This is a genomic window from Pseudomonas sp. NPDC089396, assembly GCF_044749545.1.
GTDB lineage: Bacteria > Pseudomonadota > Gammaproteobacteria > Pseudomonadales > Pseudomonadaceae > Aquipseudomonas.
The window spans coordinates 430420-447425 of record NZ_JBIVIC010000006.1; the positions used below are offsets into that span (position 1 = coordinate 430420).

Annotated in this window: 16 protein-coding genes; 11 read left to right on the forward strand and 5 right to left on the reverse strand. The window is 63.0% G+C overall.

Features of this window, described 5'->3' with window-relative positions:
• The first annotated feature begins 80 nt into the window (after positions 1–80).
• Both ACIPZB_RS14425 and ACIPZB_RS14430 read left to right on the forward strand, forming a co-directional pair.
• Positions 81–386, forward strand: a complete 306-nt coding sequence (locus ACIPZB_RS14425) for a DUF2288 domain-containing protein (protein WP_400640907.1) — start codon at positions 81–83, stop codon at positions 384–386.
• A 166-nt stretch (positions 387–552) separates the two neighbouring features.
• Positions 553–1440 carry an NAD(P)-dependent oxidoreductase gene (locus tag ACIPZB_RS14430; RefSeq protein WP_400640908.1) on the forward strand — a complete coding sequence of 296 codons (888 nt, stop codon included), beginning with the start codon at positions 553–555 and terminating at the stop codon, positions 1438–1440.
• Here the strand turns inward: ACIPZB_RS14430 and ACIPZB_RS14435 are convergent.
• Both ACIPZB_RS14435 and rapA read right to left on the reverse strand, forming a co-directional pair.
• The gene (locus ACIPZB_RS14435; RefSeq protein ID WP_400640910.1) at positions 1340–3604 is read right to left on the reverse strand and encodes a putative bifunctional diguanylate cyclase/phosphodiesterase; all 2265 of its coding nucleotides are present in this window, start codon (positions 3602–3604) and stop codon (positions 1340–1342) included. The genes ACIPZB_RS14430 and ACIPZB_RS14435 overlap by 101 nt on opposite strands.
• A gap of 169 nt (positions 3605–3773) precedes the next feature.
• Positions 3774–6620: an RNA polymerase-associated protein RapA gene (gene rapA, locus ACIPZB_RS14440; protein WP_400640912.1), complete on the reverse strand. Its 2847-nt coding sequence runs from the start codon at positions 6618–6620 to the stop codon at positions 3774–3776.
• A 132-nt stretch (positions 6621–6752) separates the two neighbouring features.
• On the opposite strand from rapA, the gene ACIPZB_RS14445 reads away from it, so the two are divergent.
• The 7 genes from ACIPZB_RS14445 (at position 6753) to ACIPZB_RS14475 (ending at position 11608) form a co-directional block, all read left to right on the forward strand.
• Complete coding sequence (locus ACIPZB_RS14445) at positions 6753–7448, forward strand: M949_RS01915 family surface polysaccharide biosynthesis protein (protein WP_400640914.1); 696 nt, start codon at positions 6753–6755, stop codon at positions 7446–7448.
• A gap of 97 nt (positions 7449–7545) precedes the next feature.
• On the forward strand, positions 7546–7878 hold the full coding sequence (locus tag ACIPZB_RS14450; protein WP_008097466.1) for a hypothetical protein: 333 nt from the start codon (positions 7546–7548) through the stop codon (positions 7876–7878).
• Between the two features lie 67 nt (positions 7879–7945).
• Positions 7946–8107: a hypothetical protein gene (locus tag ACIPZB_RS14455; RefSeq protein WP_387532984.1), complete on the forward strand. Its 162-nt coding sequence runs from the start codon at positions 7946–7948 to the stop codon at positions 8105–8107.
• Positions 8108–8242: 135 nt separating this feature from the next.
• Positions 8243–8359, forward strand: coding sequence for a cytochrome c oxidase subunit CcoM (gene ccoM, locus ACIPZB_RS14460; RefSeq protein WP_008097462.1), 117 nt, complete (start codon positions 8243–8245; stop codon positions 8357–8359).
• A 186-nt stretch (positions 8360–8545) separates the two neighbouring features.
• A complete protein-coding gene (locus ACIPZB_RS14465; protein WP_400640916.1) occupies positions 8546–10534 on the forward strand; it encodes an FUSC family protein in 1989 nt (662 codons plus the stop codon).
• Complete coding sequence (locus ACIPZB_RS14470) at positions 10521–10727, forward strand: DUF1656 domain-containing protein (protein WP_008097457.1); 207 nt, start codon at positions 10521–10523, stop codon at positions 10725–10727. The genes ACIPZB_RS14465 and ACIPZB_RS14470 overlap by 14 nt, the downstream gene beginning before the upstream one ends.
• Before the next feature lie 11 nt (positions 10728–10738).
• Positions 10739–11608 (forward strand): efflux RND transporter periplasmic adaptor subunit, encoded by an 870-nt coding sequence (locus ACIPZB_RS14475; RefSeq protein ID WP_400640918.1) that lies wholly within the window; start codon positions 10739–10741, stop codon positions 11606–11608.
• Between the two features lie 121 nt (positions 11609–11729).
• Here the strand turns inward: ACIPZB_RS14475 and ACIPZB_RS14480 are convergent, their stop codons facing one another.
• Positions 11730–12944 carry an ATP-binding protein gene (locus ACIPZB_RS14480; RefSeq protein WP_400640919.1) on the reverse strand — a complete coding sequence of 405 codons (1215 nt, stop codon included), beginning with the start codon at positions 12942–12944 and terminating at the stop codon, positions 11730–11732.
• Positions 12945–13125: 181 nt separating this feature from the next.
• On the opposite strand from ACIPZB_RS14480, the gene ACIPZB_RS14485 reads away from it, so the two are divergent.
• Positions 13126–13446 carry a DUF2025 family protein gene (locus ACIPZB_RS14485; RefSeq protein WP_400640921.1) on the forward strand — a complete coding sequence of 107 codons (321 nt, stop codon included), beginning with the start codon at positions 13126–13128 and terminating at the stop codon, positions 13444–13446.
• 3 nt (positions 13447–13449) lie between these two features.
• Here ACIPZB_RS14485 and ACIPZB_RS14490 read toward each other — a convergent pair whose 3' ends face one another.
• Positions 13450–14523: a diguanylate cyclase gene (locus ACIPZB_RS14490; protein ID WP_400640923.1), complete on the reverse strand. Its 1074-nt coding sequence runs from the start codon at positions 14521–14523 to the stop codon at positions 13450–13452.
• 129 nt (positions 14524–14652) lie between these two features.
• On the opposite strand from ACIPZB_RS14490, the gene ACIPZB_RS14495 reads away from it, so the two are divergent.
• Positions 14653–15747: an MBL fold metallo-hydrolase gene (locus ACIPZB_RS14495; protein ID WP_400640925.1), complete on the forward strand. Its 1095-nt coding sequence runs from the start codon at positions 14653–14655 to the stop codon at positions 15745–15747.
• A gap of 2 nt (positions 15748–15749) precedes the next feature.
• Here ACIPZB_RS14495 and ACIPZB_RS14500 read toward each other — a convergent pair whose 3' ends face one another.
• Positions 15750–16646: a formate/nitrite transporter family protein gene (locus ACIPZB_RS14500; RefSeq protein ID WP_400640927.1), complete on the reverse strand. Its 897-nt coding sequence runs from the start codon at positions 16644–16646 to the stop codon at positions 15750–15752.
• Positions 16647–17006 lie beyond the last annotated feature (360 nt).

The following is a 17006-nucleotide window of genomic DNA, read 5'->3' on the forward strand; positions in this document are numbered from 1 at the left end:
CCAAATTACATATTTGAAACCGGGTTTTTCTGCAAAAATGCGGGCCTTTTTTCATTGGCCGATTTTGCGGGTACAAACCCATGACTGATCAAACAAGCACCCTCTATGCCAAATTGCTTGGCGAGACGGCGACCATCGAGTGGAAAGCCTTGGAGCGTTTCTGGGCCAAGGGTGACCTGATTTGGGTCGACCCTAGCCTGGACCTCATCGCCGTTGCCGAAGCGATGGCCGAGAATCGCAGCGAGATCTTCGCCAAGTGGCGCAGTGATGGCACTGTTGGGCCAGTCAGCGCGGAGCAGGCGCTCGACCTGCAAAGCCGCGATCCAGAGATCTGGGCGGTGGTGGTTTCGCCGTTCATCGTGATTCAAGCGAAGGCGCCCGCGTGAAGGCGCTCCGTTTTGGTGCGTGAAAACGCACAGTCGCTTCGACTTGGTGCTTGATGGCGTGCACCCCAGTAGAGGTAGGTAACAATTTGGCGTGGCGGTAACAGTTTACGGAATGCGTAATGGGTCGTTGCGGCCCAGTGAATGTTGAATTTGCCAGGAGCGCTCCATGAGTTCAGAACTTCCTTCACTTGGATTCGCCGGAATCGGCCTGATGGGCTTGCCCATGTGCCGGCGCCTGCTGGCCGCAGGTTTTGCGCTGACGGTGTGGAACCGCAGCCCGGAAAAATGCGCCGAGCTGGTAGCCGCAGGCGCGCGCCTGGCTGCGAGCCCCGCCGAGTTGTGCCGCGACAACGACATGGTGCTGCTATGCCTGGCCGACACCGCCGTGGTGCGCGAGGTTGTGTTCGGTGAGGATGGCATCGCCACGGGCGGGCGCCGTGGGCAACTGCTGGTCGACTTCTCCAGCCTCGAGCCGACCGCCACCCGCGAAATGGCTGCCGAACTGGCGGCGCTGTGTGGCATGGCCTGGCTGGATGCGCCGGTGTCTGGCGGTACCCCAGGAGCCGAGGCGGGCACGCTGGCGATCATGGTCGGCGGCGATGGCGCCGACCTTGAGCGGGCACGTCCGGTATTGCAGGTGCTCGGCCAGCGCGTGACGCACATGGGCGGCGTGGGGGCGGGGCAGGTGACCAAGGCCTGCAACCAGATGATCGTGGCCTGCAACGCCCTGGTCATTGCTGAAGTGGTGGCCCTGGCTGAACAGTCGGGAGTCGATGCCCGTTTGATCGCCGAAGCGTTGGCCGGTGGTTTCGCCGATTCCAAGCCGCTACAGATCCTTGCGCCGCAGATGGCGGCAAGCAATTACGAACCGATCAAGTGGCATGTACGCACGCTGCTCAAGGACCTCGACGGTGCAGTCAAGTTGTCCCGTGAACAGGGCACGGCAACGCCACTCAGTGGCCTTGCCGCACAATTGATGCGATTGCACGGTAGCCAGGGGTATCTGCAAAAAGATCCGGCGACTCTGGTAGAACTCTATCGCAATAAGGAATAGGGGCTACTTCCTGGCGGTCGAGCCGGTCCAGGATCGACCGCAGGTCTGCCAAGGGGACTGGGCGGCTTAACAGGTAGCCCTGCACGTAGTCGCAGCCGTTATCAGCGAGAAACGCGTGCTGTTCGACGGTTTCCACCCCTTCGCTGACCACTTTCAGGTGCAAGGTATGGGCCATGGCGATGATCGCCTGGATGATCTCGCGGTCTTTGAGGCTGCCCGGCACATCCTGCAGGAACGTCCGGTCGATCTTCAGCACATCCAGTGGCAGGCGCTTGAGGTAGGCGAGCGACGAGTAGCCGGTACCGAAGTCGTCGATCGACAGGCTGACGCCTTGGTCACGAATGCACTTGAGCAGGCCGACGGTGCGCTGGATATCGCCCATCAGGGCGTTTTCGGTGATCTCCAACTCCAGGTGATGGGGCGCAAGACCAGCATGCGACAGTGCCATTTCCACTGCGTGGGCCAGCGCCTCGTGGCCTAGGGTCACTGCCGAGCAATTGACCGTGACCTTGAGGGCGCCGTAGCCGTGACGCTGGAGCTGGGCCAGGTCCTCGCAGGCGCGGCGCAGCACCCACAGGTCCAGGTCGACGATCAGGCCGTTGGCTTCGGCGATGCCGATGAAGCGGTCCGGCCCGAGCAAACCATGTTGTGGATGCTGCCAGCGCACCAGGGCCTCAAGCTTGTCGACCTGGCCACTGTGCAAGTCGAAGATGGGTTGGTAATGCACGCATAGCCCTCGCTCCTCGAGCTGGGCGATGCGCAATTCCTCCTCCAGTTGCAATTCCAGGGTGGCTCGGCTCTTCAGCGTGCTGTTGAAGAAATGCAGGCTGTTGCGCCCGTTGCCCTTGGATTGGTAAAGGGCAAGGTCGGCATGCTTGAGCAGTTCTTCGGCGCTGTGTCCATCGTCGGGGAAGATACTGATGCCGATGCTGGTGGTCATCACCATGCGTCGGCCACCCAGGTCGATCGGTTCCTTCATTCGCTGCATGATGCGCTGGGCCAGGTGACGTGCTTCATCGCGGCTGCCGAGGCTGGTGACGATGCAGAACTCGTCGCCGCCGAAACGCGCAACCAGGTCCTGGCTGCGGGTGGCGGCCTGGATATGGCTAGCGATGGCCTTGAGCAATTCATCGCCAGCATCGTGGCCAAGGCTGTCGTTGATACGCTTGAAGTGGTCGATGTCGAGGAACATCACAGCCAGCCGGTTGGCGCTGGCGGTGCATTCGGCCAGCCGTTCGGCGAACAGCTGGTTGAAGCCGCGGCGGTTGACCAGGTTGGTCAGTGCGTCGTAGTGGGCAGCCTGCAGCAATGAAGCCCGTGCCTGGTCCAGCTGGCTGAGCAGGACACTGACCCGGCGCAGGTCGTGCTCCTTGCTCTGCAGCTTCTTGTCGGCAAGGGCCGCGCTGATGCTGCTGCCGCTGATCAGCAGGGTGATGAAGGCGATGGTCAGGCCCAGTTGCAGGCTGTTGTTGCCGGAGGCCAGGCTTAATGCGGTGTCCTCTGGAATCACCAGGGTCATGGCCGCCATGGCCGTGAAATGCGTGGCGACGATGCCACTGGCCATCAGCAGGGCTGCGCCGTACTTCATGGTTTGGTGCAAGCCGCCACTGCCATTGCTGAAGTAGCGCGCCAGCAGCAAGGCGGCGAGGCTGGTGAGCAGGGCGATGGCCGAGCACGTGAGCAACAGGCCGGTGTTGTAGTACTGCTGGGCGCCCGTTTTCAGTGCCGCCATGCCAACGAAATGCATGAGGATGATGCCAAGACCAATCAGCAAGGCGCTTTGCAGGTAGTGCTGAAGGCGCATGTGAATACGGTCGAGGCTGCTCATCGCCATCCACGCCACTACCAGTGCGATCAGTAGCGAGAGTCCAGTCAGCGACGCGTCATAGTGCATTTCCACCGGTGCCTGGAACGCCAGCATGCTGATGAAGTGCATGGCCCAGATGCCACCTGCCAGGCAGCAGGCGCCGAGCATGCGCCATTGGCGTTGCGCGGCAGGGTGTTCGCTGTGGGACTGGCGTTCGGCCATGTCCAGGGTGGCGAAGCAGGCAGCGCTGGCCACGGCGAAAGCGATGAGGATTAAAAGGGGTTCATGCCGACAGTCGATGACGATCCGTCCGGTAACGGGCAGCTCGGCGAACAATTGCAGACCCAGCCATTCCATCGCTTGCCTCTTCGTCGAGTGGGCACTCAAGGCAGTATAGGAAGGAGTGATTAAACCTTCCTGGGTAATGGCACTTTGATTCTACGATTTGGTTATTGAATCAATAACGGCGGGAAATAAAACCGTGAGGCGGGAGTGGGGGCGCAATGCGCCCCCGGGTAAAGCCAATTTAACCGGCGACCAGTACGCGAATCGCTTCCAGGCGCAAGGCGGCCTTTTCCAGCATTGCCAGGCCGTCGTCACGCTGCTTGCGAAGGGTATCGATCTCGCTGTCGCGCACGCTAGGGTTGACGGCCTTCAGCGCCGTCAGGCGCGCCAGCTCTTCATCCGCCTCGGCGGCCAGGCGACGCTGGGCCTCGGCGACGCGCTCGATATGGGTCGGCAGGATTTTCTCCTCGCCACCACTGATGCGCTTGGCCAGCACGTCACGCTGGGCCTGGACGAATTTGTTGGCGCTGGCGCGCGGCACGCTTTCGAGCTGGTCGTTGAGGGTTTCGAAGGCCACCCGCGAAGCCAGGTCGTTGCCATTGGTATCGAGCAGGCAGCGTAGCGCTGCTGGCGGCAGGTAGCGGCCCAACTGCAGGCTCCGCGGCGCCACCACCTCACTGACGAACAGCAGTTCAAGCAATACGGTGCCTGGCTTGAGCGCCTTGTTCTTGATCAGGGCGACGGCGGTGTTGCCCATCGAGCCGGACAGCACCAGGTCCATGCCGCCCTGCACCATCGGGTGTTCCCAGGTGAGGAACTGCATGTCTTCGCGCGACAGCGCCTGGGTGCGGTCGTAGGTGATGGTCACGCCTTCGTCGTCGCCCAGCGGGAAGCTGGCGTCGAGCATCTTCTCGCTCGGTTTGAGGATCAGGGCGTTTTCCGAGTGGTCTTCGCTGTCGATGCCAAAGGCGTCGAACAGGGTTTCCATGTAGATCGGCAGGGCGAACTGGTCGTCCTGTTCGAGGATCGCTTCGACCAGCGCCTGGCCTTCGCCGGCGCCGCCGGAGTTGAGCTCCAGCAGGCGGTCGCGGCCGCTGTGCAGTTCGGCTTCCAGGCGCTCGCGCTCGCTGCGGGCTTCGGCCACCAGCGCGGTCCAGGCCTTGCCGTCGCCGTCTTCGAGCATCGGCAGCAGGCGTGGGCCGAACTGGTGCTGCAGGGCGTTGCCGGTCGGGCAGGTATTGAGGAAGGCGTTGAGGCCTTCGTGGTACCACTGGAACAGGCGCTCCTGCGGGCTGTCCTGCAGGTACGGGATGTGCAGCTGGATGGTGTGCTTCTGGCCGATGCGGTCGAGGCGGCCGATGCGCTGTTCGAGCAGGTCGGGGTGGGCCGGCAGGTCGAACATCACCAGGTGATGGGCAAACTGGAAGTTGCGGCCTTCGCTGCCGATCTCGGAGCAGATCAGCACCTGGGCGCCGAATTCTTCGTCGGCGAAGTAGGCGGCGGCGCGGTCACGTTCGAGGATGCTCATGCCTTCGTGGAAGACCGTGGCCGGAATGCCGGAGCGCACGCGCAGGGCGTCTTCCAGGTCCATGGCGGTTTCGGCGTGGGCGCAGATCACCAGAACCTTGGTGCGCTTGAGCATCTTCAGGGTATCGATCAGCCAGTCGACCCGTGGGTCGAAGCGCCACCAGCGCTCGTCATCGCTGGTCTCGCCCTGCGCCTGGAAGGCGACTTCCGGGTACAGCTCGGCATGCTCGCCGGCCGGCAGGTCGCGGTATTGCTCGGGGTTGGCCAGCGGGTAAGGGTGCAGCTGGCGCTCAGGGAAGCCCTGGATCGCCGCGCGGGTGTTGCGGAACAGCACGCGGCCGGTGCCGTGGCGGTCAAGCAGCTCGCGAATCAGGCGCGCACTGGCCTGGCTGTCGCCGTCGCTGACTGCGGCCAGCAGGGCTTCGCCTTCGGCACCCAGGAAACCCTGGATGGTGGCGTGGGCCTTGGGCGACAGGCGACCTTCGTCGAGCAGCTCCTGCACCGCTTCGGCCACCGGGCGATAATGCTCGCTCTCGGCGCGGAAGGCGGCCAGGTCATGGAAACGGTTGGGGTCGAGCAGCCGCAGGCGGGCGAAGTGGCTGTCCTGGCCCAGTTGCTCGGGCGTGGCGGTGAGCAGCAGCACGCCGGGAATGACCTGGGCCAGTTGCTCGACCAGGTTGTACTCGTCGCTGGCCTGCTCTTCGTGCCAGACCAGGTGATGGGCCTCGTCGACCACCATCAGGTCCCAGCCGGCGGCGAACAGCGCGTCCTGGGCCTTTTCGTCATCGACCAGCCACTCCAGGGCGACCAGCGCCAGCTGGGCATCCTCGAACGGGTTGCTGGCGTCGCTTTCGATGAAGCGCTCGGCATCGAACAAGGCCACCTGCAGGTTGAAACGCCGGCGCATTTCCACCAGCCACTGGTGCTGGAGGTTTTCCGGTACCAGGATCAATACGCGGCTGGCGCGACCGGACAGCAACTGGCGATGGATCACCAGGCCGGCCTCGATGGTCTTGCCCAGGCCCACTTCGTCGGCCAGCAGCACGCGTGGTGCGCTACGGTCGGCGACTTCGCGGGCAATGTGCAGCTGGTGGGCGATCGGTTGCGCACGGCAGCCACCCAGGCCCCAGAGCGATGATTGCATCTGCTTGCTGGTGTGGTGCAGGGTGTTGTACCGCAGGCTGAACCAGGACAGTGGGTCGATCTGACCGGCAAACAGGCGGTCGCTGGCCAGGCGGAACTGAATGAAGTTCGACAGCTGGGTTTCCGGCAACGTGCGTGCCTGGTTCTGGCCGTCGAGGCCGTGATAGACCATCAGCCCGTCGATGTCCTCGACCTCGCGTACGGTCAGCTTCCAGCCTTCGAAGTGGGTGATCTGGTCACCTGGCGAGAAGCGCACGCGGGTCAGCGGCGCATTGCGCAGGGAATACTGGCGGGTGTCGCCAGTGGCCGGGTAGAGCACGGTCAACAGGCGGCCATCCTGCGCCAGGATGGTCCCCAGGCCGAGCTCTGCTTCGCTGTCGCTGATCCAGCGTTGCCCCGGTTGATACTGCTGCGCCATACTGCCTGAACTCCCGCGATGAAAAGCCGGCTATGTTAACGGATAGGCCCGGCTGACCATAGACTAGAAAGACCATCAGTCTAGCTGTTTCATCACAGATAACCGTCTTGCTGACGAGGGCTACGTACTGACATGCCGCTCAAGCACCGCTGGATGAACGCCGCTCTGGCCATGGGCAGCTTGCTGTTGCTAAGCGCCTGCGATCAGAAAAATTTCGAAACCTTGCCCGCGATCCCGATCGAGCAGCTTGAAGTACTGGGCGTGCAGACACCGATCAAGAGCGTGCATTTCCGTGACCAGGACGGCGAAGGCCTGTTGGTGCTCAGCCGCAGCGACGGCCAGGCGGTCGATGCCGAGTCTGAGCAGGAAGTGGACAAGGTGGTGCTCAAGGCCACCCTGTACGGGCGGGGCGCCGCCAGCGACGCGTTCAAGGCGCGCTGGCAGAACGAGCAGGAAACCACCTGCTCCGGGCTCGACCTGGATGTCGACTTCTATACCGATGTCAGTGATGTCAGCGACCTGAACAAGGACGGCATCGCCGAAGTGACGGTGGCCAGCCATGCCTTCTGTGGCGGCGGAATCGATCCCCACGACATTGCCATCGAGATGCGCGAAGGCCAGACCAGCTACACCATCACCGGCCAGTCGCTGATTACGCCCGCAGGGGAAGAGCCAGTGGGCGGCGAGCGTGAAGACAGTGCATCGCTGAAAAGTGCCCCGCAGGTCCTTCGCGAGCACATGGATTCGGTCTGGCAGCAGGTCTACAAGCGGCCCTGGAGCGAGGCCAGCCCGCCTGGCACCGACGAGCCTGACGACGAAGCCGAATAAGCGGGCATGAAGCGGCTGTGACTGACCGCACACGCTCGCCTGGCAGTGCTCAAGGTGGTCGACGGTTGGCCGATACAATGGGTACAGGAGAACGTTCATGTTGCCGCCGATCATTCCGCTCAGTGCTGCGCCCGTCACATCGCAACAGGACCCGGTCAAGCCGACCCCCGAGATCAAGCCGGTGGTCCCCGCGCAACCGTCGTCCGGTGAAAGTGCCATCGACCTCAAGCACCAGCGCGACCCGCAGGAGCAGGCCCTGTTGCTGCGCGACGAACAGCGCCGGCAGCAGCAACGCCGAAACAACAAGGGCGACCAGGAGCGCTACAGCGCGGTGCCGGGCGACGAAGTCAACGCCGACAACACCGTACCGGTGGCGCCACTGATGGGCGAGCACCCTCGCCAGGGGCTGCTGGTCGACATCGAAGTCTGAGCCAGGGCTGGTCATGGCCGGCGCCTGGCTTCATCATGCAAGTCTCTGTTGACCGTCGAGCCTGCACATGAGCCAAGACAACCTCATCGACTTCGATGCCGAACGCGCCAAGCGCGTCCACGACATCAAGGAAAAACGCCTCAACGAAGTGCGCCAGGCGTTCGAGCAAGCCATGCCGCTGGGCAAGGCGAAGAAGAAAAAGCCCAAGGGCAAGCCCAAGAAGCGCTGAAACTTGACGCAGGTCAACCCTGCGCCCGCCTCGCCTGCCCGGTCCCGGGCAGCATTGATCCCGATCAATTTTTCCCTCCCCCGCATTCGGTACCTTGCATCCATCGGACAACGGCAAACGAATCGGGAGGCCGACATGTTCTTCGACAATGTGGTTATCGCGGGTGTGGTAACGGTCGGGTTGATGTTCGCTTTCTTTGCCGGTCTAGGCATTTTCATCTGGAAGGACTCGAACAAGCGCAAGCCGCGCTGACCTTCCAGATTCACGAGCACGCAAGGCATTTTGGGCGACTTCGGTCGCCTATTTTTTTGCCTGTTGGTTTTGTATCGACTGCACAATTGGCCAAAAGAATGGTTAGCTAACTATTTATTGTTTCGGCATTATCCTTCTTTGCGTTGTCTATCGTTTACCTAATCATCCCTGCGCAAGGTCCGATTCGTGCCCATCACCCTCCAGGCCCTGTTCGCACCCAGCAGCCTCGCCCTCAAGTTCGCCATCAAGACCGTGCTCGGTGGTGGTCTGGCCCTGTGGTTGGCGATGCGTTGGGGGCTGGAGCAGCCCGCCTGGGCATTGATGACCGCCTTCATCGTCGCCCAGCCGTTGTCGGGCATGGTGGTGCAGAAGGGCCTCGCGCGGTTGGCGGGGACACTGGTCGGCACGTTCATGTCGGTGGTGTTCATTGGCCTGTTCGCCCAGACCCCATGGTTGTTCCTCATTACCCTGGCGTTGTGGCTGGCGTTGTGCACGGCCGCTTCCACGCAACTGCGCAGCGCCTGGGCCTACGCCTTCGTGCTGGCCGGCTACACCGCGGCAATCATTGCCTTGCCGGCGATCGACCACCCGTTGCAAGTGTTCGACCAGGCTGTGGCGCGGTGTACCGAAATCTGCCTGGGGATCTTCTGCGCCACCGCCACCAGTGCCTTGCTGTGGCCGATGCGGGTTGAACAACAACTCGCCGGGCAGGCCCGCCAAGCCTGGGAGAACGGCCTGCAGGCGGCCAGCGCCATGCTCGGCGGCGAGGACGAAGCACGCAAGGGCTTGCTGGAGATCCTCGGGCGCATCGTCGCCATCGATGCCCAGCGCGAGCATGCCTGGTTCGAGGGACCGCGCGGGCGCCTGCGGGCCAGGGCGATTCGCGTGCTGAGCCAGAAGTTGATGGTGTTGCTGCGCATTTCTCGCTCGGTTCGCCGGCAATGGCGGCAACTCGATGAGCAGCAAGCGCTCGGGCTTGGCCCATGGCTGGAAGAGGTGCGCATGCTGTTGGCCAAACCCGACCAACCCAGCCTGCTACTGCTGCGCCAACGCATCTGGGATGCCGCACACGCTGAGCAGATCAGTTCTGCCGAGCATTTCTGCCTGGCCCGCATGACCTTGCTGCTGGACTATGCCGTGGCGGCCAGCCAGGCACTGGATGACGTCGAAGCGGGCAGGGCGTCCAAGGAAGTCGGGGAGGGCCTGGCCGCGCACCATGATTGGTCGTTGGCGCTGTTGTTTGGCTCGCGCAGTGCGCTGGCCTTCCTGGTGATGAGTGGCTTCTGGTTGGCCACCGCCTGGCCGTCCGCGCCAGGTGGGCTGGTATTGACGTGCGTGGTCTGCAGCTTGTTCGCCAGCCGTGAAAACGGCGCCCAGATTGGCCTGAGTTTCTTGCGCGGCATCTTGCTGGCAATCCCAGTGGCGTTTCTGGTCGGGCAGATCATCCTGCCGCAGTGGAGCAGTTTCGCCATGCTTTGCCTGGGCCTGGGCGTGCCGCTGTTTCTGGGCGCCCTGGGCATGGCCCATCCCCGTACCGGCGCCACGGCCACGTCTTATTGCCTGCATTGCATCGTCCTGGTGGCGCCACTCAATGCCATGCAATTTGGCGTGGCGAGCATGCTCAACAGTGCCTTGGCGATGCTCCTGGGGGTGAGCGCGGCCGTGCTGGCGTTCCGCCTGCTGGTGTTCCGTCACCCAGCCTGGCTTCGCCGACGCTTGCGGGCGGCAACGCAAAGTGACCTGGTACGCCTGACCCGACGTGACCTGCGCGGTGCCGACACCTGGTTTGGCGGGCGCATGGCCGACCGCCTGATGCAGTTGGCGCGGCAGGTCAGCGAGTCGCCAGGGGCCGAGCGCAAGCTCTGGGATGACGGCCTGCATGGCCTGGATATCGGGGATGAGCTGGTGCACTTGCGCATGTGCCTGGCGGTTGCCCAGGCCCCGTTGGGCGCCGCCGAGCGCGAATACCTGGAACAGCTGCAAGGGGTGCTGGCCCAAGGGCCGGCCGCTGGCCGCGAGCAACGCCTGGACGCCGTCAGCGAGCACTTCATCGCCGCCCTGCAGCGTCAGCCACCCAGTGACCCGCTGCGCCTGGCCGAAGGTGCCGTGTTGCAATTGCAGCGGAGTTGGCGCAAATGGTGCCATTGGCAGGAGGAAGCCCATGGGCTTGCGTGAATGGGCCCTGGGCGGCGTGCTGCTCAGCCCTTTTCTGATCTACGTGCTGCTGGCCCTGGTGCTCACCGGCGCCTTGCGTCTGGTGGTGCAGGCCACGCCGTTGGCGCGTTGGATCTGGCATGAAGCACTGTTCGATGCGGCCGTGTTCGTGTGTGTGTTGTACCTGGTAGTCCGCCTGCTAGGGCCTTTGTAAGGAGTGATTCGATGCGTGCTGTCGTCCGTACCCTGGTGACCCTTTGCGTGGTCGCCATCGCTGTTCTGGCCGGCTACAAGCTCTGGCAGTACTACATGCTCACCCCGTGGACACGTGATGCCCGGGTGCGGGCCGATGTGGTGGTGATCGCCCCCGACGTGTCTGGTTGGGTGCGCGAGCTCAAGGTGCAGGACAACCAGCCGGTAAAGGCCGGTGACCTGCTGATGACCGTCGATCGCGAGCGTTTCCAGGCCGCCTTCGACCAGGCCAATGCCGTGGCCGAAACGCGCACCCAGCAATTGCACCTGCGCGAGCGCGAAGCGGCGCGGCGCACGGCGCTGGGCCCGGAGGCGATCAGTGCCGAGTTGCGCGAAAACGCCCAGATCAATGCCGCCATCGCCCGTGGCGAGCTGCATGAGGCCGAGGCCCAGTTGCAGGTGGCGAAAATCAACCTGGCGCGCAGCGAGGTGCGGGCGCCGCGCGATGGGCACATCACCAACCTGCGCCTGGCCCAGGGCAACTATGTGAACACCGGCGAGGCTGTCATGGCCCTGGTGGATGATTCGACTTTCTATATCCAGGCCTACTTCGAGGAAACCAAGCTTCCGCGCATTCGCGTGGGCGACTCGGTGAATGTCTGGCTGATGGGCGCAGGCGATGCGATGCGAGGGCATGTGGAGAGCATCAGCCGAGGCATCACCGACCGCAACAGCAACCCGGACAGCCAACTGTTGCCAGAAGTCGAGCCGACGTTCAACTGGGTGCGGCTGGCGCAGCGCATACCGGTGCGGATCAGGCTGGACCAGATTCCGCAGGACATCAACCTCAGTGCAGGGATGACGGCCAGCGTGCAGGTGCATGAAGATCAGGCTGACCGGTGAGGAGCCTGGGGCCGCCATCGCGGCCCTGGCCAATCAGAGGAACATCTCGGCAGAAACCTCCAGCCGCTGCCTTGCTCCGGCAATGCCCGGCAACGCCATGTATCGCGCCGGGTGCGGGCTTTCATGAGCTGGCTGGCTGGGTTGCTGGCGTCTCAGGTCGATCCAGCGGCAGATGAAAGCTGAACAGGGTGCCTCGCTGGGCGTCAGACACGACTTCCATCCGCCCGTCGTGGGCCAGGGCGATCTGATTGGCGATGTACAGGCCAAGCCCCAGGCCTTGCTGCGGTGCTTCGGCCAGTGGCCGGGTGAACGGCTGGAACAGTTGGCTCAGGGTCGGCGCAGCGATGGGCTGACCCCGGTTGTGCACGCTGAGCACGAATTCGCCGTCAGCGATGGCTGCTTTGACGGTCACCGGGCCATCTGGGTCGCCATGGACCAGGGCATTGGCAATGAGGTTGGAGAGCAGCTGGGTCACCCGCTCGCGGTCACAGCGCAGGCCACCGAGGGCGCCGATGTCCAGCACGATCTGGCGTTGCGGATGCACGCCTTGCAGTTCCGAGGCGACATGCCTGAGGCCTTCGGCCAGGTCCGGGCAGGGCTGCTGGTTCAGGGGGATGCCTGCGCCTAGCCGGCCTCGGGCGAAGTCCAGCACATCCCGCACGAGCTGCGAAGCGCGCCGGCCACAGGTGTGGATGTGCCGAGCGATGGCGCGGTTCTTGTCATCCTCAAGGCGCTGGGCCAGCAGTTCGGCCCCAGCGGTAATGGCGAACAACGGGTTGCGCAAGTCGTGGCCAAGCACGGCGATGAACTGCTCGCGTACTTCGGCCATGGCTCGCTCCTGGCGCAGGGCGCGCTCGGTGCGCTGGGCGTTTTCCTCGCTTTCGATCTGGATGGCCAGCAGGCGGGCGAAGGACTCCATCATTGGCTGGATCGCACTGCCCTTGAGGGCTGCTGGGTTGGGGTCGAGCGCGCAGATGGTGCCGAAAAAACTGCCATCGGTACGGAATACCGGCACTGATATGTAGCTTTCGAAGCGATAGTGCTTGGGGGTGTGGTGGCTGCAGTACTGTTCGTCTTCGCTGGCTTTGTCGATCACGATGGTCTGGTGAGTGCTGCGGATCTCGTGGCAAAGCGTGGTGGTCACGTCGAGCTCGCCGCCGACGTCCAGGCCGAAGCCCAAGGTGTCGAGCACCGCACAGGCAACCCATTGGTTTTCTGTGACGCGCGCAACGGCGGCGAAACGCATGCCGGTGGTTTCACAGATGACCTGGAGAATGGCGGGCACGGCGTTGATGCGGGCGATGGTGGCGATATCGGCGCTGATGGCGTCGGTCATGTACAGTCCCGGTATTGGCGACGGAGGGGCAAAACTCATTCTAGCGGGACTGCTGGCAGATGACGAAAAACCTTGGCGAAACGGTTGGCACCTGCGCTAGGCTGAGCGGGCGCGTTGCCCAGCAGAGGCAGCCGCTTCCCGCCTGGCGTGCGTCACTTCCGTTCTATAGCGAGGTTACGTCATGGCCATCACATCCCTGGACATCTGCAGCGCCGCCGACCAGCTTGAGGGCTTCGTCGGTTTTCATGGCAAGCGCGGGGTCCACATCGTGCGGTTTTCCGAGGACGCGTTCGGCATGGACGTGGCGGACGACAGCATCACACCGTGCAGCGAATTCGTCTGGCGGCCCGAGCAGGGGCAGCGCATGGCGCTGTGCCGTGAGCGGCTGGCGTTGCTGCTGGAGCAGCATGTGGATGCGCGGCTGAACATTGGCGAGCCGCTGCGCATCTACCTGCGCCGCAGCGATTTGCCGGAGATCGTGGCGCAGCGCACGTTGCGTTGAGGTTCAGTCAGGATAAGCCAGCCTGAGCGGCGTGCCTTCGGCACTGGCGAAATTGACCTGGTCCCGACCACACCGCTTGGCGCTGTAGAGCGCCTTGTCAGCCTGCTCCAGCCAGTGCTCGGGGGACTGCAAGTCTGTCTGGAATGCCGACAAGCCGATGCTCAGGCTTATCCTCAGGTGGGGCAGCTGTGGGTTGCGATAGTCGGCTACACGCTCGCGCAGCCGTTCCATGGCCAGGCAGGCTTGAGCCTCGCTGGTGCCTGGCAGGATCAGGCAGAATTCGTCGCCGCCATAACGCCCGGCTTGGTCGTCCTCGCGCAGGTGGCGCTTGAGATCCTCGCTCAGCTGGCGCAGCACGCAGTCGCCGACCACGTGGCCGAAGGTGTCGTTGATGGTCTTGAAATGGTCGACGTCGATCAGGGCGATCACGGCTGGCTGCTGTTGCTGCTGACAGGCTTGGAAGTGCTGCAGGAGCAGGTCTTTCCAGGCGCCGTGGTTGAGCAGGCCGGTCAGACTGTCGGTCAGGCTCAGGGCACTCAGGCGCTTTTTGTGCTCGGCGAGCTGGATCGCCAGGTGGTAGCAGACCCAACCCAGTGCCAGCGGATACAAGGTCAGCATTGGCAGGCACGCGTAAATCTGCAGCGGTGTGGTGTCCAGGTGCAGGCCGGTGCCCAGCAGCGCGCTGGCCAGCGCCATGCCCGCCAGCTGCGCCAGGACGCCTTGGGCAACCAGTCGTTTGCCGCCGGCGGCCACATTGTTCATGGTCATCATCGACAGCACGGTGACCGTGGGCAGTGGGTTGAACTGCATCGCCACGGTCCAGAATCCGCCCATCAGCGAATCCAGCAGCATGTTGCGCTGTTCGGCCTTATAAGGCGCCGCTGAACGTCGTGCCCACTGATAGGCGACATGCGGCCAGAGCAGGCCGTTGAACAGCAAAAGCAGCCAGGACCAGGTGGGGGGCGACAGCGGCGCCATAGCGGCAGCCACGCTGAGCAGGCCAATACCCAAGCCAATAATGCGCGGCAGGTAGATGCGCTTGACGAACGAGAGTCCCTTGCCGCGGCGGTTGTCCATTAGGGTTTTCTTCTTTTGTTGAGGCACCGTTTATCGCATAAGTCGCGCGAATATTGTTGAACAGTGTTTCATCGTCGAAAAATGACCTTGCAAGCCAATTCACGGTTAGTGCGATCACTGTGGAGTAACATGAAGGCTTTCCTCTTGCTCGGAGTGCTGCTGCTCATGATTCCCATGGCTAACCCCGGCGGCGAGTCGGCGCCCCAGTGGGACGGACGCTTTCATAACCAGGCCAGCCTGCCCCAGGACGGGGTGCTGAAGAAGTTGCGCATCGGCCTCAAGTACCTGTTCCTGCGCAAACCACCCGAAACCCGGCCGGCGACCGCGATCAGCGTGCAGCCGATGACTCGCCAGCAGGTACTCGACGCCCCGGACCACAGCCTCTGGCGCCTGGGACACTCCACGGTATTGCTCAAACTGCGCGGGCGCTTCTTTATTACCGACCCGGTGTTTGCCGAGCGCGCCTCGCCGGTGCAATGGGCCGGGCCACTGCGCTTTCACGCGCCGCCGCTGACACTGGAACAATTGCCACCCCTGGCGGCGGTCATTCTCTCCCACGATCACTTCGATCACCTCGACGAACAAGCCATTCGCCGCCTGGCCCCGCGTACTGAACGCTTCCTGGCACCGCTCGGGGTGGGTGATCGGCTGGTCGATTGGGGGGTGCCGCCGAACAAGGTCACCCAGCTCGACTGGTGGCAGGAGGCGCAGGTAGACGGCGTGCGCTTCATCGCCACGCCCGCTCAGCATTTTTCGGGGCGTGGGTTGTTCGACAGCAACCGGACCTTGTGGGCTTCGTGGGTGGTGATCGATGAACCGGTGCGCGTGTTCTTCAGTGGCGACACTGGCTACTTCGACGGTTTCCGCCAGATCGGCGAACGCTTTGGCCCATTCGACCTGACCCTGGTCGAAACCGGCGCCTACAACCTGGCCTGGCCCAACGTGCACATGCAGCCGGAGCAAAGCCTGCAAGCGCATCTCGACCTGCGCGGGCGCTGGATGCTGCCGATTCATAATGGCACCTTCGACCTGTCGATCCATGGTTGGCAGGAACCCTTCGAGCGTATCGTCGCCTTGGCTGGCGCGGCGCAAGTGCGCCTGAGCACGCCGCAGATGGGGGAGCGGGTCAGCCTTGATTCGCCCCACGAAGGGCAGAACTGGTGGCAACCGCGGCCGGCGCGCGAGCGGGGCAGGGCGGCCGAGCGCGCGCTGGCGGGGCAATGAGGTCATTCCCGGGAGTCGCGCTGGGCCGGTGATGTGGGTTTTTGTTCTCTTAATAGCTGCGAGGGCGGCTTGCCGCTATCGCTACGGACCTGGGCATGGCTGATCAGGGCAAAGATGAAGCTGCCGCCGATGATGTTGCCGACCAGCGTCGGCAGCGCGAACTGTAGCCAGAACTCTTGCCAGGTCCGCTCGCCGGCCCAGACCAGGTAGGACACTTCTACCGAACCGACGACGATGTGGGTGAAGTCACCCAGCGCCATTAGATAAGTGATCATCAGGATGATCCAGATCTTGGCGTGCTCCATGGACGGGATCATCCAGACCATGGTGGCGATCATCCAGCCCGAGACGATGCCCTTGGCGAACATCTGGCTCATGTCGTTGGTCATGACCTTGCGACCGACTTCGAGGAAGGCCACGTCGGTCTTGCTATCGAAGATCGGGAGTTCGAGCATGACCCAGGCGACCAGCAATGTCCCGGCCAGGTTGCCCAGCAGTACCACGCTCCACAGGCGCAGCAGGCGTCCGAGGTTGGCGAGGGTCGGTGTGGTCATGACGGGCAGTACGGCGGTCAGGGTGTTCTCGGTAAACAGCTGTTGGCGCGCCAGGATCACGGCGAGAAATCCCGCGCTGTAGCCAAGGCTGGCGACCACCTGGGCACTTTCGCCCTCTGGCAGGCGTGAATAGAAAAGTCCCATGGCCATGAAGGAAAGGCCCATGGTCAGGCCCGCTGCCAGGGCAGACCACCACAGCGCCGCGAGGGTGCGCTCAAGCTCCAGGTCACCCTGGGAGCGAATGATTTCATGGAGTACGGCTGCCCGCGGGGGCTGGTTATGGCTGACCTCCTGTTCCTCGTCCGGGGAAAGGCCGGGGGTCTTGTCGCTCTGCGCCTCGCTCATGGCCGTTACGCTCCACGGGGTATTTCTCTACAGAGCCACGGGGCAGGCATTTAGTTGCCTGGAGGCTTTCAAATGACAATTGAAAGTTTTTTCAGATCAAGGTGTTGACTCTGATTTCAAAGCGCGTATTATTCGCCTCCTCGCAGCGTTGAACGCAACGAGGCAAGCGGTAAGTTGTTGAGGTGAAAGGCTTTTGAAAGAAAGTCGCTTCAAAAAACTTCAAAATAAACGCTTGACAGCAAATGAGGAAAGCGTAGAATGCGCACCTCGGTTGAGACGAAAAGCTCTTAACCAAACGCTCTTTAACAAATCGAATCAAGCAATTCGTGTGGGTGCTTGTGAGTACGGACTGATAGTCAC